The sequence below is a fragment of the Niabella hirudinis genome (assembly GCF_051201075.1).
Taxonomy (GTDB): domain Bacteria; phylum Bacteroidota; class Bacteroidia; order Chitinophagales; family Chitinophagaceae; genus Niabella; species Niabella hirudinis.
The window spans coordinates 1-26,447 of record NZ_JBPEHJ010000017.1; the positions used below are offsets into that span (position 1 = coordinate 1).

Annotated in this window: 23 protein-coding genes; 13 read left to right on the forward strand and 10 right to left on the reverse strand. The window is 47.1% G+C overall.

Translation table 11 applies throughout. From position 1 onward, the window contains the following. Window positions 1–197 precede the first annotated feature (197 nt). The 3 genes from GGU45_RS20340 to panC all read right to left on the reverse strand — a co-directional run bounded on the left by GGU45_RS20340 (window position 198) and on the right by panC (window position 2,954). Complete coding sequence (locus GGU45_RS20340) at window positions 198–1,376, reverse strand: trans-sulfuration enzyme family protein (protein WP_435227915.1); 1,179 nt, start codon at window positions 1,374–1,376, stop codon at window positions 198–200. Between the two features lie 65 nt (window positions 1,377–1,441). Next, window positions 1,442–1,870: an OsmC family protein gene (locus tag GGU45_RS20345; protein ID WP_435227917.1), complete on the reverse strand. Its 429-nt coding sequence runs from the start codon at window positions 1,868–1,870 to the stop codon at window positions 1,442–1,444. A 232-nt stretch (window positions 1,871–2,102) separates the two neighbouring features. Continuing rightward, window positions 2,103–2,954 carry a pantoate--beta-alanine ligase gene (gene panC, locus GGU45_RS20350; protein WP_435227919.1) on the reverse strand — a complete coding sequence of 284 codons (852 nt, stop codon included), beginning with the start codon at window positions 2,952–2,954 and terminating at the stop codon, window positions 2,103–2,105. Window positions 2,955–3,027: 73 nt separating this feature from the next. On the opposite strand from panC, the gene GGU45_RS20355 reads away from it, so the two are divergent. The 11 genes from GGU45_RS20355 (at window position 3,028) to GGU45_RS20405 (ending at window position 18,056) form a co-directional block, all read left to right on the forward strand. After that, window positions 3,028–3,840: a glycogen/starch synthase gene (locus tag GGU45_RS20355; RefSeq protein WP_435227920.1), complete on the forward strand. Its 813-nt coding sequence runs from the start codon at window positions 3,028–3,030 to the stop codon at window positions 3,838–3,840. 35 nt (window positions 3,841–3,875) lie between these two features. Continuing rightward, the gene (locus GGU45_RS20360; RefSeq protein WP_435227922.1) at window positions 3,876–5,417 is read left to right on the forward strand and encodes a DUF4270 family protein; all 1,542 of its coding nucleotides are present in this window, start codon (window positions 3,876–3,878) and stop codon (window positions 5,415–5,417) included. Window positions 5,418–5,508: 91 nt separating this feature from the next. Beyond that, window positions 5,509–6,762, forward strand: coding sequence for a methionine adenosyltransferase (gene metK / locus GGU45_RS20365; RefSeq protein ID WP_435227924.1), 1,254 nt, complete (start codon window positions 5,509–5,511; stop codon window positions 6,760–6,762). Window positions 6,763–7,469: 707 nt separating this feature from the next. After that, complete coding sequence (gyrA, locus tag GGU45_RS20370) at window positions 7,470–10,082, forward strand: DNA gyrase subunit A (protein ID WP_435227926.1); 2,613 nt, start codon at window positions 7,470–7,472, stop codon at window positions 10,080–10,082. Between the two features lie 106 nt (window positions 10,083–10,188). Continuing rightward, window positions 10,189–11,502, forward strand: a complete 1,314-nt coding sequence (locus tag GGU45_RS20375; protein WP_435227928.1) for a hypothetical protein — start codon at window positions 10,189–10,191, stop codon at window positions 11,500–11,502. Between the two features lie 533 nt (window positions 11,503–12,035). After that, the gene (locus GGU45_RS20380) at window positions 12,036–13,022 is read left to right on the forward strand and encodes a fumarylacetoacetate hydrolase family protein (RefSeq protein ID WP_435227929.1); all 987 of its coding nucleotides are present in this window, start codon (window positions 12,036–12,038) and stop codon (window positions 13,020–13,022) included. A gap of 8 nt (window positions 13,023–13,030) precedes the next feature. After that, on the forward strand, window positions 13,031–13,891 hold the full coding sequence (locus GGU45_RS20385; protein WP_435227931.1) for a flavin reductase family protein: 861 nt from the start codon (window positions 13,031–13,033) through the stop codon (window positions 13,889–13,891). A 329-nt stretch (window positions 13,892–14,220) separates the two neighbouring features. Next, entirely contained in the window at window positions 14,221–15,084 is an 864-nt protein-coding gene (locus tag GGU45_RS20390) for a DUF4349 domain-containing protein (RefSeq protein WP_435227933.1), read from the forward strand. Between the two features lie 9 nt (window positions 15,085–15,093). Beyond that, complete coding sequence (locus GGU45_RS20395) at window positions 15,094–15,786, forward strand: SIR2 family NAD-dependent protein deacylase (RefSeq protein WP_435227935.1); 693 nt, start codon at window positions 15,094–15,096, stop codon at window positions 15,784–15,786. An 18-nt stretch (window positions 15,787–15,804) separates the two neighbouring features. Then, complete coding sequence (locus GGU45_RS20400; RefSeq protein ID WP_435227936.1) at window positions 15,805–16,800, forward strand: GSCFA domain-containing protein; 996 nt, start codon at window positions 15,805–15,807, stop codon at window positions 16,798–16,800. A gap of 212 nt (window positions 16,801–17,012) precedes the next feature. After that, a complete protein-coding gene (locus tag GGU45_RS20405; protein ID WP_435227938.1) occupies window positions 17,013–18,056 on the forward strand; it encodes an NAD(P)-dependent alcohol dehydrogenase in 1,044 nt (347 codons plus the stop codon). Between the two features lie 204 nt (window positions 18,057–18,260). Here GGU45_RS20405 and GGU45_RS20410 read toward each other — a convergent pair whose 3' ends face one another. After that, window positions 18,261–19,301, reverse strand: coding sequence for an aldose epimerase family protein (locus GGU45_RS20410; RefSeq protein ID WP_435227940.1), 1,041 nt, complete (start codon window positions 19,299–19,301; stop codon window positions 18,261–18,263). A 35-nt stretch (window positions 19,302–19,336) separates the two neighbouring features. Here GGU45_RS20410 and GGU45_RS20415 point away from each other — a divergent pair, with 35 nt between their 5' ends. Further along, complete coding sequence (locus GGU45_RS20415) at window positions 19,337–20,497, forward strand: galactokinase (protein ID WP_435227942.1); 1,161 nt, start codon at window positions 19,337–19,339, stop codon at window positions 20,495–20,497. Window positions 20,498–20,502: 5 nt separating this feature from the next. Here GGU45_RS20415 and GGU45_RS20420 read toward each other — a convergent pair whose 3' ends face one another. The 4 genes from GGU45_RS20420 to GGU45_RS20435 form a co-directional block, all read right to left on the reverse strand. Further along, window positions 20,503–20,958, reverse strand: a complete 456-nt coding sequence (locus tag GGU45_RS20420) for a hypothetical protein (protein WP_435227944.1) — start codon at window positions 20,956–20,958, stop codon at window positions 20,503–20,505. Then, window positions 20,948–21,361 carry a helix-turn-helix domain-containing protein gene (locus GGU45_RS20425; protein WP_435227945.1) on the reverse strand — a complete coding sequence of 138 codons (414 nt, stop codon included), beginning with the start codon at window positions 21,359–21,361 and terminating at the stop codon, window positions 20,948–20,950. The genes GGU45_RS20420 and GGU45_RS20425 overlap by 11 nt, the downstream gene beginning before the upstream one ends. Window positions 21,362–21,365: 4 nt before the next feature. Then, complete coding sequence (locus GGU45_RS20430) at window positions 21,366–21,902, reverse strand: hypothetical protein (protein ID WP_435227947.1); 537 nt, start codon at window positions 21,900–21,902, stop codon at window positions 21,366–21,368. A 233-nt stretch (window positions 21,903–22,135) separates the two neighbouring features. Further along, window positions 22,136–23,323, reverse strand: coding sequence for a glycoside hydrolase family 88 protein (locus GGU45_RS20435; RefSeq protein ID WP_435227949.1), 1,188 nt, complete (start codon window positions 23,321–23,323; stop codon window positions 22,136–22,138). Window positions 23,324–23,430: 107 nt separating this feature from the next. Here GGU45_RS20435 and GGU45_RS20440 point away from each other — a divergent pair, with 107 nt between their 5' ends. Continuing rightward, window positions 23,431–25,308: a heparinase II/III domain-containing protein gene (locus tag GGU45_RS20440; RefSeq protein ID WP_435227951.1), complete on the forward strand. Its 1,878-nt coding sequence runs from the start codon at window positions 23,431–23,433 to the stop codon at window positions 25,306–25,308. Between the two features lie 32 nt (window positions 25,309–25,340). On the opposite strand, the gene GGU45_RS20445 is transcribed toward GGU45_RS20440, so the two are convergent. Both GGU45_RS20445 and GGU45_RS20450 read right to left on the reverse strand, forming a co-directional pair. Next, window positions 25,341–25,595: a hypothetical protein gene (locus GGU45_RS20445; protein WP_435227953.1), complete on the reverse strand. Its 255-nt coding sequence runs from the start codon at window positions 25,593–25,595 to the stop codon at window positions 25,341–25,343. 180 nt (window positions 25,596–25,775) lie between these two features. Beyond that, window positions 25,776–26,339, reverse strand: coding sequence for a cupin domain-containing protein (locus GGU45_RS20450; protein WP_435227955.1), 564 nt, complete (start codon window positions 26,337–26,339; stop codon window positions 25,776–25,778). Between the last annotated feature and the right edge of the window lie 108 nt (window positions 26,340–26,447).

The window sequence follows — 26,447 nt, forward strand, 5'->3', positions numbered from 1 at the left end:
TCGCCCGAAAAGGCACTACTCAACAAGATTAAAAATCACGGGAAAACATCTCAATGCAACCTGTTTGCTCCAACATAGGGGCTTGTAAATTATTTTACAGCAGACAAAACCCCTATTTATTGAATTCTGACACCCTGATTTCCACATTTAATAATTTTACCGGACACCTGAAACTTGAAACCTGAAACAAAGAAGGGCTATGCCCGCTCCAACGCCTGTTCAATATCGTAAATAATATCATCTACATGTTCCAGTCCCACAGAAATACGGATCAAACCGGGTGTAATACCCACGGCAAGCTGATCCTGCGGCGGAACTTTTGAATGGGTGGTACTTGCCGGGTGTGATGCAATGCTTCGTGAATCACCCAGGTTGGGGGTAAGCGATAAAATTTCCAGGGCATCCATAAATTTCCGCCCGCTTTCCAGACCGCCGCTCAGCTCAAAACAAACAATGCCGCCGCCGGCCTTCATTTGTTTTATCGCAATTTCATATTGGGGATGTGAGGGAAGGAAGGGGTATTTTACCCATTTTAATTTGGGGTGATTTTCGAAATATTTGGCCACTGCCAGCGCATTTTCGGAATGCCGCTGGATTCTTACATCCAGTGTCTCCAGGCTTTTAGACAGCACCCATGAATTAAAGGGCGACAGGGCGGGGCCGGTATTGCGGCAAAAAAGATAGATATCATGGATCAGCTCTTTTTTACCCACAACAACGCCTCCCAAAACACGTCCCTGCCCATCCAGCCATTTGGTGGCAGAATGGATCACCAGGTCGGCGCCAAAATCAACAGGAGTTTGAAGTACAGGAGTGGCAAAACAGTTGTCTACATTGTAGATGATTCCATGTTTACGGGCCAGTTGGCCAACGGCTTCCAGGTCAATCAGCTCCAGTTGGGGATTGGTAGGGGATTCCAGGTAGATCATCTTTGTATTGGGACGTATCGCCGCTTCCCAGGCCGAAATATCATCGGCCGGAACAAGGGTGTACTCAATCCCAAAGCGGGGCAGGAATTTTGTAACCACGGTATTGGTGCCGCCAAACATAGAGCGGCAGCAAAGCAGGTGATCTCCCGCTTTCAGCAGTGCAAAGAACGACATGGATACGGCGGCCATGCCACTGGCCACTGCAAAGCCGGCCTCCGCTTTTTCAAGTAACGCCATTTTATGGGCAAACTCATCTACATTGGGATTGCTGTAACGGCTGTAAATATTGGCTTCAACCTCATCTGCAAAAGCAGCACGCATGTTCTCTGCCGATTCAAATGCAAAGCTGCTGGTAAGATAAAGGGGGGCAGAATGTTCCATTTGTGCGCTGCGCTCCATTTGCGCACGAACGGCCAGGGTAGCGGGATGTAATTTTCTATTGTTCATTGAAGGGGATAGGGAATGATAATGTGAATAGTAAATAGGGAGTAGTGAATGGGGGATGAGCGATCTTAAACCGTGGGGTGAATGATCACTTTGGTGCGGATGAGTGCCCCGGCTTTTGTAAGCGTAATGGCAACGGAGCAATATTTGTTCATCGAGATGTCTACTGCCCGCTGGGCCTTGCCCTCATCTACATTGCCCGTGATCTCAAATACGAGGTCGATCTCTTTCCACAGGGAAGGTTCTACGCCCGCTTCCCGCTCGCCGGTTACGGTTACCGCATAGTCTTTTATTTCCTGGCGCTGCTTTTTGAGAATGCTGATCACATCAATGCTGGCACAGCCGGCCAGTGCGTTTAACAATACCTGCATCGGACGGGCGCCATATTCTGTACCACCCATATCCGGGTTACTATCCATCCTGATAATGGTTCCGTTCTCATTAATGGTGTCAAAACCATAGTCGCCGCTCACTCTTTTTAATACAACTTTAGCCATGTGCTCTTATGTTTAGGTCGCAAAATTATTTGAAAACATTGAGAATTTGAGAATTTGAAAATTTGAAGATGTGGAAATGTGAAAATAAAGATGCCGGTCCTGTTCGATGATACATATCCTGATGGAGTACCAACGGCTATCAGAAATGAGAAATCAGAAGTGAAACACATTGAGTATAAAACGGATCCAACTTGAAACTTTAAACCTGGAACCTGGAACCTCAAACCTCAAACTAAACCAGCTCCATATTGTCAATAAGCCGCACTTCGCCCAGGTAAGCCGCAATAAGGCCGGTTAGCGGTGTTTGCCCGTTCCAGGAAGGACAGGCTTCTAACGTTGAAGTGTCAACAATGGATACATAGTCGGGGCGAAAGCCCTCCCGGATCAGGCGTATTTTTGCCGCTTCCTGCAAGGGAGCAAGATCCCCGGGGGCAAGGTGCTCCTTCAGGTATAACAGCGTTTGGTAAATGGCCGGCGCCTTCCGGAGTTCCTCTGCACTTAAGCGGGTATTGCGGCTGCTCATGGCCAGACCGCCGGGCTCCCGCAGGGTGGGCACCATCTGCATCCGGATGCGCTCAAAGTCGGGATTATCGGCCATAAGCCGCTCAATCACCCGGCATTGCTGCAGGTCCTTCTGACCAAAAAAGACCTTATCCGGGCGGATGGTGTAAAAAAGCCGGCTCACCACATCCGCTACTCCCTGGAAATGCCCCGGGCGGTATGCCCCTTCCAGGATCGATTCCAGCCGCCCCAGGTTGTAATGCGGTGCAGGTCCGGCATTGGGGGGATAAATTTCTTCTACCCCGGGGTAAAAAACGGCATCACAGCCATGAAGTTCCAGCAGATAAAGGTCTTTTTCAATGGTCCGGGGATATTTCTGCAGGTCTCCCGGGTCATTAAACTGGGTGGGATTTACGAAGATGCTGCAAACAGTAAAATCAGACTGTTGCCGGGCCGCCTGTATCAGGCTGATATGTCCTGCATGCAGGGCTCCCATGGTGGGTACAAAGCCAATTACCCGTTTTTTATCCTTTAAATGAGTAATAAAACCCTGAATATCACTCTTGTTTTTATACAAACGCATACTGCAAAATAGAATATTCGCGCCAATTTTGGCTATAATAGCGTACCTTTGCAGCCTTTAAAGTTTGTAAAACATGTCAGTAAAGAAAAGAATTTTATTTATAGCCAATGAAATGTCGCCTTACCTTGAATTGACAGAATTTTCCGAAACCGTAAACAAACTTGCCATAAAAGCCAATGATAATGGTTTTGAAGTGCGCTGCATTATGCCGCGTTTTGGCAGCATTAATGAACGTCGCCACCGGCTGCATGAAGTGGTGCGGCTTTCAGGAATCAATGTTACGGTAGACAATGACGACATGCCTTTACAAATAAAGGTAGCTTCTTTGCCAAGCGCCCGTTTGCAGGTTTATTTTTTAGAGAATGAAGAACTGTTTAAACGGAAAACGCTTTTTCATGATGAAAACGACCAATGGTTTGATGACAATGACCTGAGAACGGTTTTTTATTGCAAGGGAGCCCTCGAAACGGTTAAAAAGTTTGGCTGGTCGCCGGATATCATTCAATGCAGCGGCTGGATGACCGGACTGATCCCCGCTTACCTCAAAACCGTATACAAAAAAGAACCGGTATTTGCGCATAGCAAAATCGTATACACCATCGGGGAAACCACATTTAAGGAAAAACTGGGCAAGGGATTTATACAAAAAGCGCTGATTCACCCATCCCTGAAGGAAAAAGACCTGGAGCTGTATAAGGATGGTACCAATATTGCCCTGATGCGGGGCGGCGCAGCCTTTTCAGATGCGATCAGTTTTGGCTCCGCTGATGTGGATAAAAAACTGGTTACCGAGTTTTCGAAAGTGCGGGGTAAAAAGACCCTGTTGTTTAAAGAAGATTCTGATTTAACAGAGTATTTACAACTGTATCACGATCTTGCAAGCTGATGAATCTATTACGCTTATTAAATTCAATTTTTTTTGTGAGAAAAAGGCATTTTTTTGCACTCGGTCTGTTTTTTTTGGCAACCGGATTTATTGTTTCCTGCAGCAAAATTAACCTGGCCACCGAGCTGGGACAGGGGCTGATACCTGAGGTTGATAATATTCACACCTTTGACACAACGCTGGAAGTAGAGGCTTTTAACGGCATCTTTACAGCAGCCAATGACAGCACGCATTCATCTTTTGCATTTCCCCAGGTACTGGGCAAGATCGATAATGACCCCATTTTTGGAAAAACGGATGCCCGCGTCTATTTCCAGGTGAGCCCGCAAACCAAAACCCCGTTTAAAAATGAGCCGTCAAAATTGCAGCTCGATTCGGTGGTGCTGGTAATGAACAATACGTTTATCTATGGCGATACGGCAGCGATGCAAACCATCCATGTTTCTGAAATTGGGGGGACGGACGACTTTAGAGGAGATACAGCCTATCTGTTATCCAAACAGCTGACAACCGCCGGCCTCCTGGGCTCAAAAGATGTAATTCCCTATACGCTGAAGGACTCGGTAACGGTGATCGATTTTACAAATGGGACGCCCGATACAACAAAAGTAGCCAATCAGCTCAGGGTACGGTTAGACGATGTATTTGGCCGGCGCCTGCTGGCTTATGATTCTACCGGGGCCAACGATGGCTACTCTACCGACTCGGTGTTCCGTTCCAAATTTAAAGGACTGGCGCTCGAAGCTGCAGGGGCAGGCAATACGCTGCTGGGTCTTAGCCTGAAAGATGCACAGCTTCAGGTGTATTACCGGTATGAAAATAAAACCACGGCCGGTGATATGGATACGGCTACCAGCTTTTTTAATTTTGAAAAGGCTTCCAGCGTAACGCTTACCGGCAATGAGAATGGCTCTGCCAACTATATTGCGCGCGACTTCAGCGGTACACAAATAGAAGCTACCAGCGGAGATGCCGTGGCGGATCGCCTGGTGTATATCGACAATACCCCGGGTACCTATGCCACCCTCAAAATACCCGGACTGGCAACATTCCCCAACTCCGTAATTCACCTGGCGGAATTGCAGATGGAATCTGTTTTTGATAATTCGGACACCACTTTCACCAGCCCGGAAAATATGTTCCTGGATGTGCTGGATACCACCGATCAAAAGTACAAACTGGTACCCTATGTTTTCGGGCTTACCTATTCCGGCGGATACTCCATCACCAACTTCCCGGCATTCTACAGCGTTAACAGTACGGGTAACGGAGGCCATAACTATTATTTCAAAAGGGATCCGCAAGGGCACCTCGTGCGGCAATGGCGCTTCAATATCACCGGTTATGCACAAAAAATTGCTTTAGAAAAAGTTCCGCTGTTTAATTTCCGGTTGTATGCCCCGGCGGCTGTTGGTTTACCCCTGGGCGACCGTAACCCGGTTACGGGCGACAGCAAGTTTACGGTTCCGCAATCCGGTGATCTTCTTGGTAAGCCGGCGGTGGGCCGGGTACGGCTTGGCGGCGGCGACCACCCCAGCCAGAAGATGAAGCTGCGCATCGTTTATTCAAAGCTTTAATCCCTAATCATTGATATTTTTTATTTAAATACGAACGGGTGCTATATTTGCACCCGTAAATTTTAATCATTTCTTAATAACCCAATCGTTTATGCCGTATTTATTTACCTCTGAAAGTGTTTCTGAAGGACATCCGGATAAAGTTGCTGATCAGATCTCTGATGCACTCATCGATAATTTTTTAGCATTTGATCCGCAATCGAAGGTTGCCTGTGAAACACTGGTAACTACAGGGCAGGTTATTTTAGCGGGGGAAGTAAAATCAAAGGCCTACCTCGATGTGCAGGAAATTGCCCGGGGAGTGGTAAGCAAAATCGGGTATACCAAAAGTGAATACATGTTTGAAGCCCGCTCCTGTGGCGTGTTGTCGGCCATTCATGAACAATCGGCCGATATCAACCAGGGCGTGGTGCGTACAAAAAAAGAGGAGCAGGGTGCCGGCGATCAGGGAATGATGTTTGGCTATGCAACGAATGAAACGGCCAATTATATGCCGCTGGCCCTGGACCTGGCGCATACCTTATTGATTGAACTGGCTGCCATTCGCCGTGAAAATAAAAAGATTCAATACCTGCGCCCGGATTCAAAAAGCCAGGTAACACTGGAGTATGATGATAATAACAAACCGGTGCGGATTGAGGCCATCGTGATCTCTACCCAACACGATGATTTTGATACCGAAGCAAAAATGCAGGCGCAGATCAGCAAAGATGTAAAGGAAATCCTGATCCCCCGTGTTATAAAAAAATATCCGCAATACAAACACCTGTTCAATAATAAGATCAAATACCACATTAATCCCACCGGAAATTTCGTGATCGGCGGGCCACATGGTGATACCGGTTTAACCGGAAGAAAGATCATTGTAGACACTTATGGAGGCAAAGGCGCCCATGGCGGCGGTGCGTTCAGTGGTAAGGATCCCAGTAAGGTAGACCGCTCCGCTGCCTACGCTACCCGGCATATTGCCAAAAACCTGGTAGCTGCAGGACTTTGTGATGAAGTGCTGGTGCAGGTTTCCTATGCCATTGGCGTGGCACAGCCTACCAGCATTAATGTAAATACCTATGGCACGGCAAAAGTAGACCTTACCGATGGCCAGATCAGCAAGGTGGTGGAAATCATTTTTGATATGCGTCCTTACTTTATTGAGCAGCGTCTGAAGCTCCGGAACCCGATTTACAGCGAAACCGCCGCTTATGGACACATGGGACGCGAAAACCGCATCGCAGAAAAAGTATTTGTAGCGCCCGATGGTAAAAAAGTGACCAAAAAAGTGGAACTGTTTACCTGGGAAAAGCTGGACTATGTATCAAAAGTAAAAAAAGCATTTGGTCTGAAATAAATCGGGATCTGAAGAGATTAACAAAAGCTGCTCTGTAAGGAGTGGCTTTTTTGTTTGAGGTTCCCCGAAGTTTCGCATGCGCGTCAAGTTAATTTTTGCCCCGGGAGCTGCAGCGCAGCGCTGATCCTGTTAGTAAACGACAATACGGGTAATAAAGGTGCCGCGCACCGGTAATCATTGCGGTTTGTACAAGCCGTGCACAGGAAATTACCGCCGCGCTGCGGCTACGGGAGGTTTTGGAGGTTCATCGTTATAAGGGTCAACGGCGCGCTGCGCCTGTTTGCCATTAAAAGATGCGATCTTTTTGGCGCGAAAGGCTTACCCGTACTACATTTCATGGCAACATGATCTGTTCTTAACCTGACGCACATGCGAAGTTTCGGGGCTCAATGCTCAACGCCGGTAGCCGGAAAAGCCCCCTCTGAATACATATCCGTTCCCGATAGCCATCGCATTTTCGTCAGGTCAAAAGTTGTACTTGCTATTTAAACATTCCAATTTTAACTGTTAAAGATCTGAACCTCTGCGGCTCTGACGAACCGGTATTGACCGATCATTGACCATTCCCACATTTCCAAATCTTCAAATCTTCAAATTATCTCATTTCCACCAAAAAACAGCCCTCCGGAAGCGGAAATACGCTCTGGAAAAGTTAAATTTGCGCATAGTGCATTTTGCAATATTCAGAATGATTTAGAATAAATTAGATGGAAGAAAATTTAGATCCGCAAGCAACGCAGGACGGCAATCGCATCATCCCCGTAAATATTGAAGAACAAATGAAAACGGCCTACATCGATTACTCGATGTCGGTGATCGTTGGCCGGGCTCTGCCCGATGTAAGAGATGGATTAAAGCCCGTGCACCGCCGTATTCTCTATGCCATGAATGAGCTGAACCTGAGGTCCAACCGGCCGCACCGGAAATCGGCGCTTGTAGTAGGGGAGGTACTGGGTAAATACCACCCGCATGGCGATAGTTCCGTGTATGATGCCATGGTGCGTATGGCGCAGGACTGGAGCATGCGCTACATTATGGTGAATGGCCAGGGTAACTTTGGTACACAGGACGGCGACGGACCGGCGGCCATGCGTTACACAGAGGTAAAGCTGCAAAGCATTGCCGAGCACATGCTGGACGATATCGAAAAAGAAACGGTAGACTTTCAGCCCAACTACGATGACTCCCGGGAGGAGCCCGTGGTGCTGCCTACCCGGATTCCGCAACTCCTGGTAAACGGATCCAGCGGTATCGCCGTTGGGATGGCCACCAATGTAATGCCACACAACCTCTCCGAAGTAATTGACGGCTGTATTGCATATATAGAAAATAAAGAGATCACCATTGACGAGCTGATGCAGCACGTAAAAGCGCCCGACTTTCCTACCGGGGGCATCATTTATGGTATGGAGGGCATCCGGGCGGGTATGCATACCGGCCGTGGCCGCGTGGTGCTGCGGGGAAAGGTTCGTGTAGACACCAAACCCAGCGGAAGGGAGCAGATCGTTATCTCTGAAGTGCCCTACCAGGTAAACCGCGATGCGCTTACCAGCCGGATTGGTGAACTGGTCAACAATAAGATCATTGATGGCATTGCCCACGTTAACAACGAATCCAATAAAAAAGAAGGCACCCGTATCGTTATCGATCTCAAGCGGGATGCCATCGCCAACGTGGTCATCAACCAGCTGTATAAAAATACAGACCTGCAGACCTCCTATGGTATCAACAATGTAGCCATTACCCAGGGACGCCCAAAGATCCTGAACCTGAAGGACCTCATCAGTGAATTTATTGCTTTTAGACATGAAGTGGTGGTGCGCCGCACAAAATACGAGCTGAAGGAGGCTGAAAAACGCGCGCATATTTTACAGGGCTACCTGATTGCGCTCGATCACCTGGATGAAGTGATCCGCCTGATCCGTAACTCGCCCACGCCGGAAGTGGCAAAGGATAACCTGATCAATGCAGGGTGGGGGCTGGATGAGATTCAGGCAAAAGCTATACTGGAATTGCGTTTGCAGCGGCTTACCGGCATGGAGCGGGAGAAGATCAAAGAAGAGTTTGATGAGCTGATGAAACTGATTACCCATCTGAAGGCGGTGCTCGCCAATGAAGGGATGCGGTATGAGATCATTACATCCGAACTGCTGGAAATAAAAGAAAAATACGGCGATGCCCGTAAAACAGAGATCACTTACCTGAATGATGAAGTATCAATAAAAGATCTCATCAAGGAGGAAGATGTAGTGATCACTATCTCGCACCTCGGATATATTAAGCGCACGCCGGTAGATGAATTTCGTGCGCAGCGCCGGGGCGGCCGGGGCGTTATTGGCGGCAAAACCCGGGAAGAGGATTTTATCGAACATTTATTTGTAGCATCTACCCATCATACCCTTTTATTCTTTACAGAAAAAGGAAGGTGTTACTGGCTCAATGTATATGAGATCCCCGAGGGGGAAAAGACCGGCAAAGGAAGGGCCATCCAGAACCTGATGCAGCTGCCGCCGGATGATAAGATCCGCGCCATTATTGACGTAAAGGATCTGAAGAATGAAGAATTTGTAAATACCCACAATATTGTGCTGTGCACACAAAAGGGAATTATTAAGAAAACAGCACTGGGAGACTTCAGCCGTCCGCGCCAGACGGGGGTTAACGCCATTACCATCAATGAAGGCGACCGCCTGCTCGAAGCCCGTCTTACCGATGGCAACTCCGAAATCATGATGGCCGTTAAAAGCGGCCGGGCCATCCGTTTCTCGGAAGAAAAAGTACGGGCAACCGGCCGGGGCGCTATCGGCGTAGGAGGCATAGAGGTAGACGATGAAAAAGATGAAGTAATCGGGATGATCTGCCTGGCTGCCGAAGATCCCAAATCGGTGCTGGTGGTCAGCGAAAAAGGATATGGAAAACGGACAAAGGTAGATGAGTATCGCTTTACCAACCGGGGCGGAAAAGGCGTTAAAACAATTAACGTGACCGAAAAAACCGGGGCACTGGTTGGACTGCTGGATGTGGATGAAACCCAGGATTTGCTGATCACCTGCAAAAGCGGCATCACCATCCGCATGCGGGTGCGGGACATCAGTGAGCTGGGGCGCGCTACCCAGGGCGTGAAACTGATCCGCCTGGAAGAAGATGACCAGATCGCAGCCATCAGCCAGGTTGAGGAACAGGAAATGGTTGAAGAATCCGGGGCAGAAGTCAACGCAACGGAATCGGCAACAGAAACGTCAACCGATGAAAAAGACGTAACTTCAGGAAACGATCCCGGTGAAGAAAAAAATAATGAAGAGCCGCCGTCAGAAAATTAACAGTTCCGCGTTATATACTGAGCAGGGATGAAGTATAACCCGGAACGAAAATTGCCGGTTTATGATGCCGGAAACAATTTTGAACTCAAAAAACTTAAAAACGAATATGATGAAGAAAACGACACTTTTTGCGTCCATTCTACTGATGGGTTCAGCAACATTTGCGCAAAAATACGATCCTATTAAAGGTGCGCTGTTAACAAACAATATGGCGGAAGCGCACAAACTCTTTAATAAAGAGTCTGCCAGCGAAAAGTTCTTCTCCAAGCCCGAAGGCTACATTATTAAATCGTATATCCTTGCTTTTGATGCGCAGGACAGTGCCAAGGCCGCCGATGCCGAAAAGAACCGCGAAGCAGGGCTTGAGGCCTTTAATAAGTACAAAGAGATGGACCCTTCCATGAAGGATCTTGATACCTATAAGAACGCTCCATATCAGTTGTATGCTTCTTACTTTAACAGCGGTGTGTCAGACATCAATGCAAAAAAATATGAAGAAGCTTATGCTAAGTTTAAAAATGTGGTAGATCTGTCGGACCTGCTGATTTCAAAGAAAATATATCTTCCCGGCCCCATCGATACCAACGCCGTGTATTATGCCGGAGTATTGGCAGAAACCAATAAGCACATGGAAGATGCGGTAAAATACAATACCCGCCTGGCCGATCTGAAGATCACCGGCAATAATTTCGAACAGGTATATCAAAGCCTTGTGCGGTACTACGCTGGCAAAAATGACGATGCTAATTTTGAAAAATACCGTAAGCTGGGTAAGGAATTGTATCCTCAAAGCGAATTTTTTAACTATAACAAGCTCGACTTTGCAATTGGCGGCAGCACCAATTTTGATGAAAAAGTAGCCGCGCTCGAGAAGATTATAACAGCCTCCCCGGATGATTATAAGGCCAACCTGACCCTGGGTGAAGCCATCTTTGAACGATTAAACCGGGCAAAAGAAGGCGAAACCAAACCGGCAAATGCTGCAGAGCTCGAAACAAAGATGCTGACCGCATTAAAAAAAGCCGAGTCGTTGAATGCAGCGGAACTACAGCCAGTATTATTGATGGGTGACCATTTTATGAATAAAGCCAGCGAAAAAGAGGAGGTCATGCGCAATGCTGAAAAAGAAATGGATAAAAAAGGAGCCAAGGCTACAGCAGCAGATAAACAAGCCTACGCCGATGCCAAAAAAGCCTATATAGCAGAATATGCTGTAGCTGCCGAAAGTTTTGAAAAAGCTGCAGACGTGTTGGGAAAGCTGCAACAGCTCGATAATGTACAGAAACGCCAGTACAAAGTAATCGCCGGTAATCTTGCACAATATTACTTTGTTATTGGGGAGGGTGCTACAGGAGCCAACAAAACGAAGTATAGCGCACTGGAAAAAAAATATGATGCGCTTTATAAAAGCATGAAATAAGCAGTACGTTATTTAGATACTAAAAGCGGCCGGGTTTTATCCGGTCGCTTTTTTAATGGGATGAGTTTGCGGATTGTATGGTTATTAAAAATCATTTAACTAACTTGCGTTAGGTTTTTTTAATGCAACGGCAAAATGGAGAATCATAATAAACCGGAGTCAATTTTACTAAAATGTGTAATCGAAAGTGGTTTGTGAGGACACAAACCGTGGCTGGCCTCGGTCAGTGTCCTCACTGACCGAAAATAGAGATAATTTTGATGTCGGTTCGTTATCACTTAGAAGCTGTCTAAAAATGAGTTCATAAAAAATAGTAGTGAGGGGCGGATATGAGGCTGTATCAAAAGTCGATTTACAGCATGTTGTTGCCCTAAAGATGTCATCCCGGGCTTGACCCGGGATCTATTCCTGTTTCAGCATCTATTGACGAACCATCATCTTTAGATACCTAAATACGGCAAGACGAAATAGCGGCTTTTGACAACCTCCTGTCGAAATTTAAATTACAAATAAATTGTTCTAAATAATTATAAATGAAATTGGTGTCGTTTTTAAAGGAAGGAAAAGAGCAGGTAGGTTTGCTTGTAAATAATGAGGTATACGAAATGCAGGATCCATTTCCCCCCACAATGGCCGGCTTACTTGAAAACTGGGACATGTATCATCCGCTTTTAATCGGGGCAGCGCAGCAGCCTGGGCAAGGCAATAACAGGGGCATGGATCCTGCAGGGCTAAGATTGCTGGCTCCTGTACCGCATCCTGCATCCTGCCGCGATGGCTATGCTTTCCGGCAGCATGTAGCCGCGGCCCGCCGGAACCGGAAACTGCCCATGATCCCCGAGTTTGACCAGTACCCCATTTTTTACTTCACCAACCATGGGGGAATACAGGGGCCCGGACCGGTAAAATGCATGCCGGATCATTTTCAGAAACTGGATTTCGAACTGGAAATAGCCATTGTAATCTGCCGGGGCGGACGTAATATCAGGGCCGCGGATGCAGATACGTATATTGGGGGACTGATGATCATGAACGACCTGAGCGCCCGCACCCTTCAAATGGAAGAAATGCTGCTGAACCTGGGCCCGGCCAAGGGCAAAGATTTTTCAACCATCATTGGCCCCTGGCTGGTAACCCCGGATGAGTTGGCTTTTTGTGAAACAGCTCCCAAACCCGGTCATACAGGCAAAAGCTGGAACCTGGCTATGCGCTGTTTTGTAAACGGCAAACAGGTTAGCAGCGGCAACGTGCAGGAAATGGACTGGACCTTTGCCGAGCTCATTGAACGGGCCTCCTACGGGGTTGATCTGTACCCGGGGGATGTGATTGGTAGCGGCACCGTAGGAACAGGCTGCTTCCTGGAACTGAATGGCACGGGTAAACTGGCAGATCCGGATTACCGGGAGCAATGGCTGCAACCGGGCGATACCGTTCGGATGGAGATAGAGGGCCTGGGTGTGTTAGAGAATACAATAGAAAGAGAAGATACAGCCTACAGTATACTGGAATTGAAGAAATGAACTGTTATATGACGATCGATTTAGCAACACTTACACCCTTAGACAAGCAACATTACCTGCAGCATATTATTGCACCAAGACCTATCTGTTTTGCCAGTACGACCGATAAAGCGGGTAATGTAAACCTGAGCCCGTTTAGCTTTTTTAACTTGTTTTCTACCAACCCGCCCGTGGTTGTTTTCAGTCCTTCAAGGCGGGTACGCGATAATACCACCAAGCATACCCTCCAGAATGTGCAGGAGGTGCCTGAGGTTGCCATCAATATAGTAGATGCTGACATGCTGCAGCAGGTTTCGCTGGCCAGTTGTGAGTATCCAAAGGGAGTCAACGAATTCGTAAAGGCCGGTTTCACCATGGAGCCGGCTACACTTATACAACCGCCCCTGGTGAAAGAAAGCAAGGCAAAAATGGAGTGCCGGGTACTGGAAATAAAGGCTTTGGGAAGTGAGGGCGGAGCCGGCAACCTGGTCATTTGCGAAGTGCTGCGGCTGCACCTCGATGCGGGCATTCTCAATGATGCCAACCGGGTAGATCAGCGCAAACTAAAGCTGGTGGCTCGTTTGGGAGCTAATTGGTATTGCGGCACAGATCAGCTTTTTGAAGTGGAAAAGCCCAATACCCAACTCGGAATGGGGATTGATACCCTGCCGGAGCCGATCCGTAACAGCACCGTACTTAGTGGCAACGACCTTGGGCAACTGGCAAATTATACGGAGCTGCCGGCCGTTGACCCGGAATTCTCCGCTGGTGAGCTACCGCAGCTGATAACCGGGCCCGGGCGCACCCGCATCATTCATCTACAGGCAAAAACACTCATCCAAAGCGGCAAACTGCACGATGCCTGGCAGGTATTGCTCAGGAGCATTTAAATGATTCAAAACGCAGGCAATACGTTTTCTTAAACCAGATTGCTGGGCCGGTAAGACGTATAGCCGGGAAGGGGTATCGGGGGCTCCGAAGCCTCAGTTGCTTACCCGCTTTGCGGGATGAAAGTCTGTACCCCCTTGCGAATATTTTGTGTTTATTAACAATCACGTACCGGTTACCTTTCTGTGGTTGCTGTATTAACCGTTAAACGAAGAACATTTTAACACCAAAAAAAATTTAAAGCGGCGCACCCGGGAACCCGCTCTATGATTGCCTTTGGCCCGTTTCGGATTAAAAAACAAAATTCACTTATTACCTAAAAAACAGTTTTATGAAACGCCTTTTTTTTGCAATAGCAATATTGCCGGGGCTGCTTATTGCCTGCAGCCGCAGCACTGAAAGATCAGCCCCCACAGGTGCAGAAATGCTTACAAAGAATGAAGCAGCAAAAACCGAAATGATACCGGTGGGCCGTGCACCGGATTCGCTGGAAGCCCCGGCAACTCTTGTTCCGGCGCAAACGGATTTTGACCGGAAGATCATCAAAGATGCAACTGTAAAAATGGAGGTAACCCATTTTGGCAACTATGCAGGTAAAGTAAGAACGCTTACAAAAAAGTACGGAGCCTATATCTCCAAAGAAGAAAATGCAGATACCGATGAAAAAAATGAAGTAACGATGTCCATAAAAGTTCCGGTATTTTATTTCGAAGACCTGCTGAACGAACTGCCGGATGCAGATGCAAAACAGTTGGAGCGCACGATTACCTCAGACGAAGCAGGCGGACAAATCGTTGATACCAAAGCAAGGCTGCTTACACAAAAGCAGACCAGGGATAAATACATTGAATTTTTAAAACAGGGGAAGAATGTGGAGGATGTGCTGAAGGTACAGGCGGAGATCAACAATCTTCAGGAGAACATTGAATCAGCAGAAAGGAGGCTGGCTTACCTTTCTGCGCAAACGCGGTTCAGCACCATCAACCTGAGCTTTTTTCAGCCCAAAGAAGGATATAATTATGATACAAAACCGGGCATTGGAAGCAGGGTTTTGGCTGCTTTTAAAAGCGGAGGCAATGGACTGATGGACCTCCTGGTAAGCCTCCTTTATTTATGGCCCCTGTGGGCGGCGGGCATCGTTGCTGGTGTTCTTATCAAAAAGTTCAGATGGAACCGTACCATAAATAATCGCTAAGTTTACGGCATGGCTAAAAAAAAACTGGTGGTACTTACAGGCGCCGGCGTTAGCGCTGAAAGCGGTATTAAAACGTTTCGGGACAGCGATGGGCTTTGGGAAGGGTATGATGTTATGGAAGTGGCATCGCCGGAAGGCTGGGCCCGCAACCCGGCCCTGGTGCTGGACTTTTATAATACCCGGCGCAGGCAGGCGCTGGAAGTGGCGCCCAATGCAGCGCACCGGGGCCTGGCCGCATTGGAAACAGATTACGAGGTACACATCATTACACAGAATATTGATGACCTGCACGAACGGGCAGGATCCACCAGGGTGCTGCACCTCCACGGGGAAATTTTTAAGATGCGGAGCGACCGCTCTGTAAATCCCTCCTATGAAATCCGGGATGATATCCGGCTGGGCGATAAAGCGCCGGACGGCGGCCAGCTGCGGCCGGATATTGTATGGTTTGGAGAAGCAGTACCAACGATCGTTCCTGCATCAAAGCTTGCCGCTGCAGCCGATATATTTGTAGTGATCGGAACCTCCATGCTGGTATATCCTGCCGCAGGATTAATCGATTATGTGGCTGCCCAGGTGCCCAAATATATTATTGACAGGGCTATCCCCGCAGTGCGCGGGATCTCGAAGCTGCATACGATCGAAAAACCGGCTACGGAAGGAGTAGCGATACTCAGAGAATTGCTAAATAGTACGGTGTAAAATCCGGATATTTGCCCAATGGATTTTATGGCTCCCATACAGATGGAACCGCTGTTACCGCCAATCCGGTACGGGGATGAGTTGTTATTGATTGGTTCCTGTTTTACTGAGCATATTGGCAACGCACTGACCGAGCATAAGTTTGCAACGCTTCAAAACCCACATGGCATTCTTTTTGACCCGGCAAGTGTATATCACAGCCTGGTTCGTTATATCGAGAATAAGCCTTATACCGAAGCCGACCTGTTTTACTTAAATGAACTATGGCAGTCCTGGCATCATCATTCGCGTTTTTCCGGTACGGATAAAGAACTTGTTCTGGCACAGATGAACACTGCGCTGGAAACGGCCCATCAGTTCTTAAAACGCTGCGGCTGGGTAATTATCACGCTGGGGTCTTCTTTTTCCTACAAGCTGAATGCAGATAATCCGCAAGCGGATTTGGTGGGACTAAAAGTTGCCAACTGTCACCGGGCGCCGGGCCAGTGGTTTGATAAGAAAATGCTGGAGATTGAGGAAACCGTTTCCCTGCTTGACAATTTGTACCACCGGCTCCGCATTTTTAATCCAGATGCAAAATTGTTATTTACCATCAGCCCCGTGCGGCATTTGCGGGATGGCGTGGTGGCCAATAACCGCAGCAAGGCCCGCCTTATTGAGGCGGTGCATCACATGGTGGATAAGTTTGACGGACTGTACTATTTCCCCGCTTATGAGTTGGTGATTGATGTGCTGCGGGATTATCGTTTTTATGATGTGGATCTGGCGCACCCCAATTACCCCGCTACGGAATTTGTATTGGAAAAATTTACAGAAAATTGTATTGACGCCACGTCCCGGCAGCTTATGAAAGAGATCCGCCCCCTGGTGATTGCCCGGAGGCATAAGCCTTTCCATCCACAAACAAAGGCGCACCGGCAGTTCCTGAAATCTCAGTACGAAAAAGCCCGGCGTCTGGCGGAACAATATCCGTTCCTTGACCTGAAGGAAGAGATGGCCTATTTCGGCCAATAAAACTCAACAAAGACTCCTCAGTGATTCAGGAGCTATAAATTTTCACCAACCCCGCTATCAGCATCCAAATTCCTGTTACCTTTATACACTGAGAATGGAGATAATGGAACCACGCCCCTGTAATATCAAACGGCCCCGGGTTTAAAAAGGAGCAACAAACCTTTCACTTCTCACAACAAAACCTCTCACTTCTCACTAAAAAACAAAAAAAAATGCTAAACGCAAAAGGATATGCCGCCCATAGTCAAACTGACGCTTTACAGCCCTGGGATTTTGAGCGCAGAGATGTGGGCGCCGATGATGTGCTGATCGATATTTTATATTGCGGCATCTGCCATTCTGATATTCACCAGGTACGCAGTGAGTGGGGACCGGCAATTTACCCGATTGTACCGGGGCATGAGATCGTAGGCCGTATTTCAGCCGTTGGAGCAAATGTATCCAGGTTTAAAGTGGGCCAATTGGCGGGCATCGGCTGTATGGTCAATTCCTGCCAGCATTGCGATAGCTGTAACCATGGGCAGGAGCAGTTTTGCGACAATAAGCAAACGGTATGGACCTATAATGCGCGCGATAAAGACGGATCGGTTACCTATGGAGGCTACTCCAACAAGATCGTTTGTGACCAGCATTTTGTACTGCATGTTTCCGGCAAACTGGATCTGAAGGGGGTAGCTCCGTTACTTTGCGCGGGGATCACTACCTATTCGCCATTGCGTAAGTGGAAGGTAGGAAAGGGGCATAAAGTTGGCGTATTAGGCCTGGGCGGATTGGGGCACATGGCCGTAAAATTTGCTGTTTCCTTCGGCGCGGAAGTAACCATGCTGAGCACTTCTCCTTCCAAGGAAGCGGATGCCAAACGCCTGGGCGCTCATAAATTTGTGCTGACAAAAGATCCGGAACAGGTAAAAAACCTCGACCGTTATTTTGATTTTATTATTGATACGGTTTCTGCCCCACACGACTATAATATGTACCTGCAAATGCTCCGGACAAACGGGGTTCAAATCTGTGTGGGTTTACCTCCCGAACCGCTGAAGATAGCCGGGGGCAGTCTTATGCGGGGCAACCGGGTACTTACGGCTTCATCTATTGGCGGCATCCCGGAAACCCAGGAAATGCTGGATTATTGTGCTGAACACCAAATTGTAAGCGATATCGAGCTGATTAATATCAAAGACGTAAATACCGCTTACGAACGTGTGCTGAAAAGCGATGTAAAATACCGGTTCGTGATTGATCTGGCTACGCTTTAGCCATCAGTTTCCAGTCTTCAGTTATCAGTAATGTGCATCAGGCATCAAACGGGGATCTAACCCGCCACGGCAGGCACGCCTGAAACCTTGTCCCGATTCTCGGGAAAACCTGGAACAAGCGTTCAGCATTTGGCATTTAGCGTTCAGCCATTAGCATTCAAAGCTGAAGGCTGATTTTTTATAGCTGGCAGCTGGTGGCTTGCGTTATCCCTTCTCCGTAAGCCGGTATGTTGTCTTCGTCTGGTATACCTCACCCGGGCGTAAGATCGTATTGGGAAAAGAGGGGATATTGATCGCGTTGGGGTGTACCTGCGTTTCAAAACAAAAAGCAGAAAAAGCAGTGTATTGCTGCCCGTTCTTCCCTTTAATATCCGGCGAGCCATAACTGTTATACAGGTGAACCAGAGGTTCCGTGGTGTATACTTCTAATTTTATGGTTTGTTCATCGCACCAGGCTTCGGCCGCAATGTTTTGTATTCCCGGGTTATCCAGCGGATAGCTGATGTCGATACCTTCCCCGGGGTTTTCGATATTCCCGGTCTCATTATAACTGCTAAAGTCGTTCCTTGTACCCTTTACCGGAAGCACATTGCCGGTGGTGCAATAGTTGGGGTCCTGTTCCAGGTAATGGGAAGCATGAATGCGCAGATGCTGCTGGTCGATGCGGCCCATCCCGTTGTTCAGGTTAAAATAGCTATGGTGGGTGATATTTACGGCCGTTGGCTGATCGGTGGTTGCCCGGTACTCATAACTGAATTCATTATCCTCGTTCAGCGAAAAAATGATGCGTACGGTAAGATTGCCAGGATATCCTTCCTCACCATCGGCACTTACATATTGCAATACAATATGGCCATCCGTTACCGAAACCCGGTCCCATACTTTTTTGTCGAATCCCTCAACGCCCCCGTGCAGCTGATAGCCGGGGTTTACGCTGTTTAAGGAATATTTTTTATCATCAATAATGATCGCTGCTTCATTGATCCGGTTAGCATACCGCCCGATGGCGGCGCCATAATAGGGATAATTCTTAAGGTACTCCCCGGACCAGTATTCCTCCGGGGTATCAAATCCTAAAACAATATCATTAAAACTTCCATCCGATTTCCGTACTTTTATCGACATGATGATGGCGCCGTAATTCGTAACTGTTGCTTCGGTACCAGAACTGTTTTTGAGGGTGAACATGTACACATTTTTACCATTGGGATGCTGTGTGGCAAGCTGCTCAGTTATTTCAATCATGAACGTTTAATTTTGATAAAAATAATATAATTGTTATGACCATCGGAGATTTGCAAAAAGAATTTGAAAAAATTTACCATAAACAGGCGGCACATATTTTCTTTTGCCCGGGCCGCGTAAACCTCATTGGGGAGCATATTGATTACAATGGCGGCCAGGTAATGCCCTGCGCCATTTCTTTGGGCACTACCTTGCTGGTAGCAAAAAATGAAGACCGGCAGTTCCGTTTTCGTGCGCTGGATTTTCCGGAAACTGCAGCTATCGCCTTCAGCCAGGATGGTTATAGCAAACAGGGCCCGGAATGGTTCAACTATCCGCTTGGGGTGATCCATGAGTTTCAGAAAAAAGGGAAAGAAGTTTCCGGACTTGATCTCTTGTTTTCGGGCAACCTGCCCATCGGATCCGGTCTGTCGTCCAGTGCATCCATTGAGGTGCTGACCGCTTTTGCGCTGAACGAACTTTTTGAGGGCGGGCTTACAAAAGTAGACCTTGCAATACTGGGAAAAAGTGTAGAGAACGATTTTATGGGACTCAATAGCGGCATCATGGATCAGTTTGCCGTGGCAATGGGTAAGGAAGCCCACGCCGTTTTACTAAATACCGGTACGCTGGAATATGAATATCTTCCTTTTGAAATAGGCGACTATGTGTTGGCCATTGTCAACAGCAATAAGCCCCGCAAACTGGTAGAATCCAAATACAATGAGCGTTTTGGCGAATGCCGGGAAGCCTTAAAACGGTTTCAGGAGAAGTTTCCGGTGCAGCATCTCGTAGAAATCAGCGTTGACGATTTTGAACAAAATAAAGTCCTGCTCAACGATCCCGTCCTGGAAAAACGTGCCCGGCATGTGATCGCCGAAAACGACCGGGTAAAAAAAGCGAAGGAGGCATTGACCAGTGGTGATATCGATACATTTGGAGCCCTGATGTATGCATCGCATAACTCGCTGCAAGAGTTGTATGAGGTGTCCGGGATAGAACTGGATACCATTGTTGATTTTTGCAGAACCTATAAGGATTGTATCGGGGCACGGATGACCGGTGCCGGTTTTGGTGGCTGCGCTATTGCCCTGATCAAACAGGATTCCTTTGATGATTTTGCCGAAAAAGTAACAGCGGCTTATGAAGAAAAGATCGGTTACAAACCGGGCGTGTTTTCTTCGGTAATTGCAGAAGGGGTACACGCATTGGTTTAAAGAAGTTATCTTTTACTGCGAAGCAACTTATTGGGGTTTATAATGGGCAACACAAAATTTTGTAGTGCCGTTCCCTGAAGCCTTGTTAGTAAAATTCCCCTTGATGTGGAGTAGGTGACAGAGGAAAGCGCATTTGCCAAGGCCGAATTTATCTTCAGAGGCGTATTTTTGTCTGGTAGGGCAAGTGCCGCCAAATTTTCGATTTGATAAACAAATACCAGGTGAAAAACGCCTGATGCTTCATTTTTGTTTTTTCCTTTACTGTCCGTTTTAATGTTTACAAAAAAATCAGCCTTGGCTAATTGGTCATCAAGATTAAATCCCAATTGCAATGAATGGTCTAACTGATGGCCCGTTACTTTACTGATGTCAAAGTTTTCAGGAGTATCGGCCTGCCCTTTGATCATTTTGAAATCAATAAAAATAATTTTTTCAGGGTCAAACGGGTGCTTATCCGACATTGATAACTTCATTAAATGGTTCTGTCTCTTCAGCAAACTGCCAGGCACTGTTGTCGGCTTTTTTGTTGTGCCTGGTGTAGCTAACAAAAGTATGCACCCTGCATATAAATCCGTCCACGGTAAATTCCGCCCGGGCTTTTTGTTTAGGCACTTCCAGCAACGGCACCCCCAGTTCAGCCGACAACTTTGCCAGTGAGCGCAAGGTAAAATTGTGCTCACCGCCTAACCACTTTGAAATTTCAGAAGGCTTCTTGTCCAGTTTTTCCGCCAGTTCTTTTTTGTTGATGCCCTGCTCTTTCAATAGTTGATTGATACGGACAACCAGATCGGCATACCAATCCACAAAGATTTCAACATCTTTGGGTGTGCTTTTCAGCAATCTATCTACGGTTTTACTTCTCATTGTTTTATAATATTATATCGGCTGTTCCATCAAAATTTTGCAAATATCGTTTGTCTTTCGAAATTTCAATCAGCCCCGTCTGAAGTGCCTCCTCAATTTTTTGAACAAAGGTTTGGGCCTCATAAAACTTCATCCTTAAATCGTTGCTTTGCTGTGTTGTTGTTGATTCTTTAATGCCTCCATTAAAAAGAACTACGATTTGTTCGGTTATGCGGTAACAAAATAACCGGAGCGGAAAGTTGATGCCTAAATCTTTTACTTCTTCCACCCATCTTTTGGGTTTTGGCGGCAATTCCTGTGCTTTATTTACATGCCGGTCAAAAAAATCGTCAATAGCTCCGTATCGGTTGCCAATGCTTTCGGTGATCAGTCGAAATAGTTGAAGGGCCCTTTCTTCCAGTGGATGCCCGGGCACAGCATATCTGTCAAAAAACCTGTCTGTTTCGGGAACGGTCTTATCATCATCTAAAACCCAACTAATGGTATAAAACGTGCAAAGAATTCCTTCATCATACCATATCTCCACAACAAATGTATTCATTTATAACTGAATTATTCATTTTTATTTCACTTTTAAGTTAATTTATTTCAAATAGTACTTTAAAATACTGGTTTGTAGCATTTTAAAACCAAATGCAACATTCCTTAAAAGCTATAAATCGATAATATCAGTATTGCTCGGTGTTCTTGTGTTAGCCGTAAACCTGCGGAACCTATTTTTCATTGTCGTTAGCCGATCAATCTGAATTAGCCCCATAAATATACGCAAAAAAGTTATTTTAATATCCATTTTTTGTAACGCTCCAATGCTTCCATATAATAGTAATCGGCATAGGACAAGGATACATTTACCTCTGATTTTCCCGGCAGGTGGCCCACGCTCTGTGTAAGAATAAAACCTTTGCTACCACCCGGCTGTGATTTGTAGGTGGCAGACATTGACCGGATCATGGTAGTAGCGTCGGCAATATACCTGGTCTTTTGTTTTGGATTGCTGTATTGAGCCAGCTCCAGCAGGGCAGAAGCCATTATTGCAGCCGCAGATACATCCCTGGGAGCATTCGGAATATCCGGGGCATTAAAATCCCAGTAAGGTACTTTATCCTTGGGCAGGTTGGGATGGTTCAGGATAAATGCAGCGATCTTATGCGCCTGTGCCAGGTATTCCGGTTTTTTGGTAAAACGGTACATCATAGTATAACCATAAAGCCCCCAGGCCTGTCCGCGTGCCCATGCAGATTCATCGGCATATCCCTGGTGGGTTACCTTCTTTAAAACAGCTCCGGTAGCGGTATCATAGTCTACCGCATGATAGCTGCTGCCATCCGGGCGGAAATGATTTTTCAAAGTAGTGTTGGCGTGGTTTTCAGCAATTTCAGCCAATCGTTTACTGCCGCCGTTACGGGAAGCCCATTCCAGCAGCTCGAGGTTCATCATATTGTCGATGATCACGGGAGCATTAAATTTCTGGCTTTTATTCCAGGATTGAATAGCCTTCATGCCAGACCGGTAGCGCTTCGTAGCTGTTTCGGCAGCAGTAAGGATCACGTTTTTGTAAAGGGGATCCTTTGTGATCGCATAGGCATTGCCAAAGCTGCAAAAGATCATAAAACCAATATCATGATTGCCTGTATAGTATTTGATCGGTTCTTCTATCAGGAGCCGTTTCCTTGCTTCTGCCAGGATCTGTGGGTCCCTGGTTGCTTTATAGATCAGCCATAACGTGCCGGGATAAAAGCCGCTGGTCCACCAATCGGTAGCAGAAGCTACCAGTTTATCTTTAACGGGATCATAGTTCTGAGGCATCTTATCAGCCGGTATGTTTTTCATCAGCAATTTGTACTGGCTCGCCGCAAAGGCTTCGTCTTTTTTGATCAGCGCCTGCATGTCTTTTTGGGCGCCTGCATTTAAAAAGCAACATAGCAGCCCGGTAGCGATTCCCAGTTGGATAAAACGTTTCATCTGCAAAGATTTAAGAATTAAGAGATCAACAGGCAAAATAATAAAAAATAAAGGGTTCGGGTAATAATCCTGATTACTTAAGTATTTTTAGTTCAAAAATCTGAATTATGAAGCTGGGTGTATCAGTCATTTTTGGGGTACTGCTTTTAATAAGCGCCAATACATTTTCACAGGAAGCATTAGATGGAACGATTGAAGCAAAAGCCCATCCACGCCTGTTGCTTACAAAAGGAGCGGAAGCGCAGGTGAAAGCGGCCATCGGTATGAGCCCGGATCTGAAACGGGTGCATAGGTTGCTGCTGGAAGCATCCGACCGGATCTGCCAAGCACCCCCGCTGGAGCATAAAAAAATAGGCAAGCGGTTGCTTTCGGTTTCCCGGGAAGCCATTCGCCGCATCTTTTTTCTTTCCTATGCCTGGCGCATGACAGGCATTAAAAAGTACCGCGATGCTGCCGAACAGCAGCTGTTAACCATCAGCTCTTTTGCCGATTGGAACCCCACACACTACCTGGACGTGGCAGAAATGACCATGGCTGCGGCCATTGGGTACGACTGGCTCTACAACGAACTCTCCCCGGATTCGAGGAAGCAGATCCGGGGCGCGATCCTGGAGAAGGGGATCCGCACTTCCTTTGATACGAAATATAATTACTGGCTTAAAGTAGAAAACAACTGGAACCAGGTCTGTAATACCGGTTTAGCCTATGGGGCATTTGCCGTTTTTGAATCGGATCCGCTGCAATGCGGCCAGGTGATCCGCCGTGCTGTTGAATCCATTAAAATTCCCATGAAGCAATATGCGCCGGACGGCGCCTACCCGGAGGGATACGGTTACTGGAGCTATGGAACCACATATAATGTGTTGTTCCTGGATGCGCTGGAGCAATTGACCGGAAATGATCAGGGGTTGAGCGCGCTGCCGGGCTTTCTGAAAACGGCCGACTATTTTCAGCAGATGATCGCTCCCAGCGGGTTGCCATTCAACTATGCAGATTCTGGCCCGGGTACCGAATCCAACGGCGCAATGCTTTGGTTCGCCAAAAAACTAAAACGGCCCTCACTTGCCTGGAATGAGCTACAATTCCTGCACAATGATAAAAACAGGCGGGCATTGGAAGGAGATCGCTTTTTGCCAATCCTCCTTATTTGGGGCAAACAGCTGGCAGAAACCGGTGTTACACCACCGGAAAAAACATTCTGGGAGGGCGGCGGCGCCAGTCCGGTAGTAATGATGCGCACCAGCTGGACCAGCCCCGATGCGTTGTTTATGGGTTTTAAGGCAGGTTCGCCCTTTGTAAATCATGCGCACATGGATGAGGGTTCCTTTGTATTTGAAGCGGAAGGTGTTCGCTGGGCCATGGATTTTGGTATGCAGAACTACGAGTCGCTGGAGTCAAAAGGGCTGAATATCTGGCAGCGCACACAAAACTCGCAACGCTGGACTGTTTTCAGGTATACCAATTATGCGCACAATACCCTTACGTTTGATGATAGCTTACAGCGTATGGACGGCGTAACTGCCATTACGCAATATGGCGACCGGCCGGGATTTAGTTTTGCACAATCGGATCTTTCGCCTGTTTATAAAGGACAGGTAAAACAAGTCCTGAGAGGAGTGGCGCTGAAGGATAAGACCTACGGACTTATTCAGGATGAAATCAAAACCGGCGATCATCCGGTAAATATGCAGTGGCGCATGCTTACATCCGCAAACGTCGAAATAAAATCGCCCAACGAGGTCCTGTTGAGAAAGGATGGCAAAACCCTGCTGATGCAGATCCTGACCGATCAGCCGGTAACGGTGAAGACCTGGAGCACAACGCCCGTTAACGATTATGATGCGCCAAACCCGGGAACGGTGCTGGTGGGTTTTGAAACCCGGCTGCCGGCAGCCAGCAGCAAACGTTTTGTAGTGCGGTTGGTTCCTGAAAATAATGCGTCAAAGGTGAATGCGAAGACGGTGCCGCTTAGGGATTGGAAATAGGGGGCAACAAATAGGTGCGCAACCTGCTGATGTTATTTGTTTACCCTCCGCAGTTTTAATTCTTCATTTATTTTATTCAAAGAGATCAGCATGGGTATCATGATGGGGAACAGTGCAGATAAAACAGCCAAAAGCCCGAAGTTAGCTTTTTTGGATACCAGCAGGTAAATATTGAGCGCTAACAATAGGGCCCATAGGAGTCCGAAGGCAATCATCAGGCCTTTAATAGTAGAGCGTTGTTTATTCAGCTCTTCGATGGTAGATTCAGAAAGCGGTTTTTGTGCCATAACATCAGGGTTTAAAATATTTGTGCCAAATTTATACAAATCATTCCGTTCCGGATAGCGTTGCAACAGGGTTATTTCAGTAATATTTTAATGGCAGGTCGCTTATTTATAAGGGGCCTGCAGGGACTACCGCTCTGTCAGAAGATTTCAATAAGCCCGATGTTAAAAATAACCGGGAGATTAATCGACCATGAGTGGTGGACCTACCACCTTCATTCCATGAGCCGCAAAAACGCCGGCAATGGCTTCCTTTGTGGGTGCGCTTGTCCACTGGCTGGTAACTGCAAAGAAATCTTCCATACGGCCTGCCGGGCAGTACGACACAATAACCCTGGCTTTTTCCGTAAGCTGGATGAAAGCATGGGGCACCTGTTTGGGAAGAAAAATGGTATCGCCCGGGTTCATTTCATATTCATCATCTCCAACCCGGAACCGGTATTTTCCCTCAAGCACATAAAACCATTCATCCTGGCTTAGGTGTATATGCAGCGGTGGGCCACCCTTATAGGTTAAACTGGTTTGTTCAAAAACGGCCAGTCCGCCAGCAGTGTCTTTCCCCGATATTTTAATATCAAGCATGTTCAGGGTAACCCCCTTCATTTTATAGTGGATGCCAAACCGGGCCTGTCCGGATGGCACTTTAAACCCCTTTACAGTTTGCAGGATCGCTGCTGTTTTTGCTTTTATCCAGGAGGACAGCGGAACTGCAGCCAGTACAGCAGAAATAAAATGATACCGTTTCATTTTACAGCATATTAAATGGTTTAAGTTGCCGTACCCTCAAATGGGTTTGTACCTGAATCTGAAGCACCGCTATTATAAATGTACATTATTTTCAAATAAATATGGCGA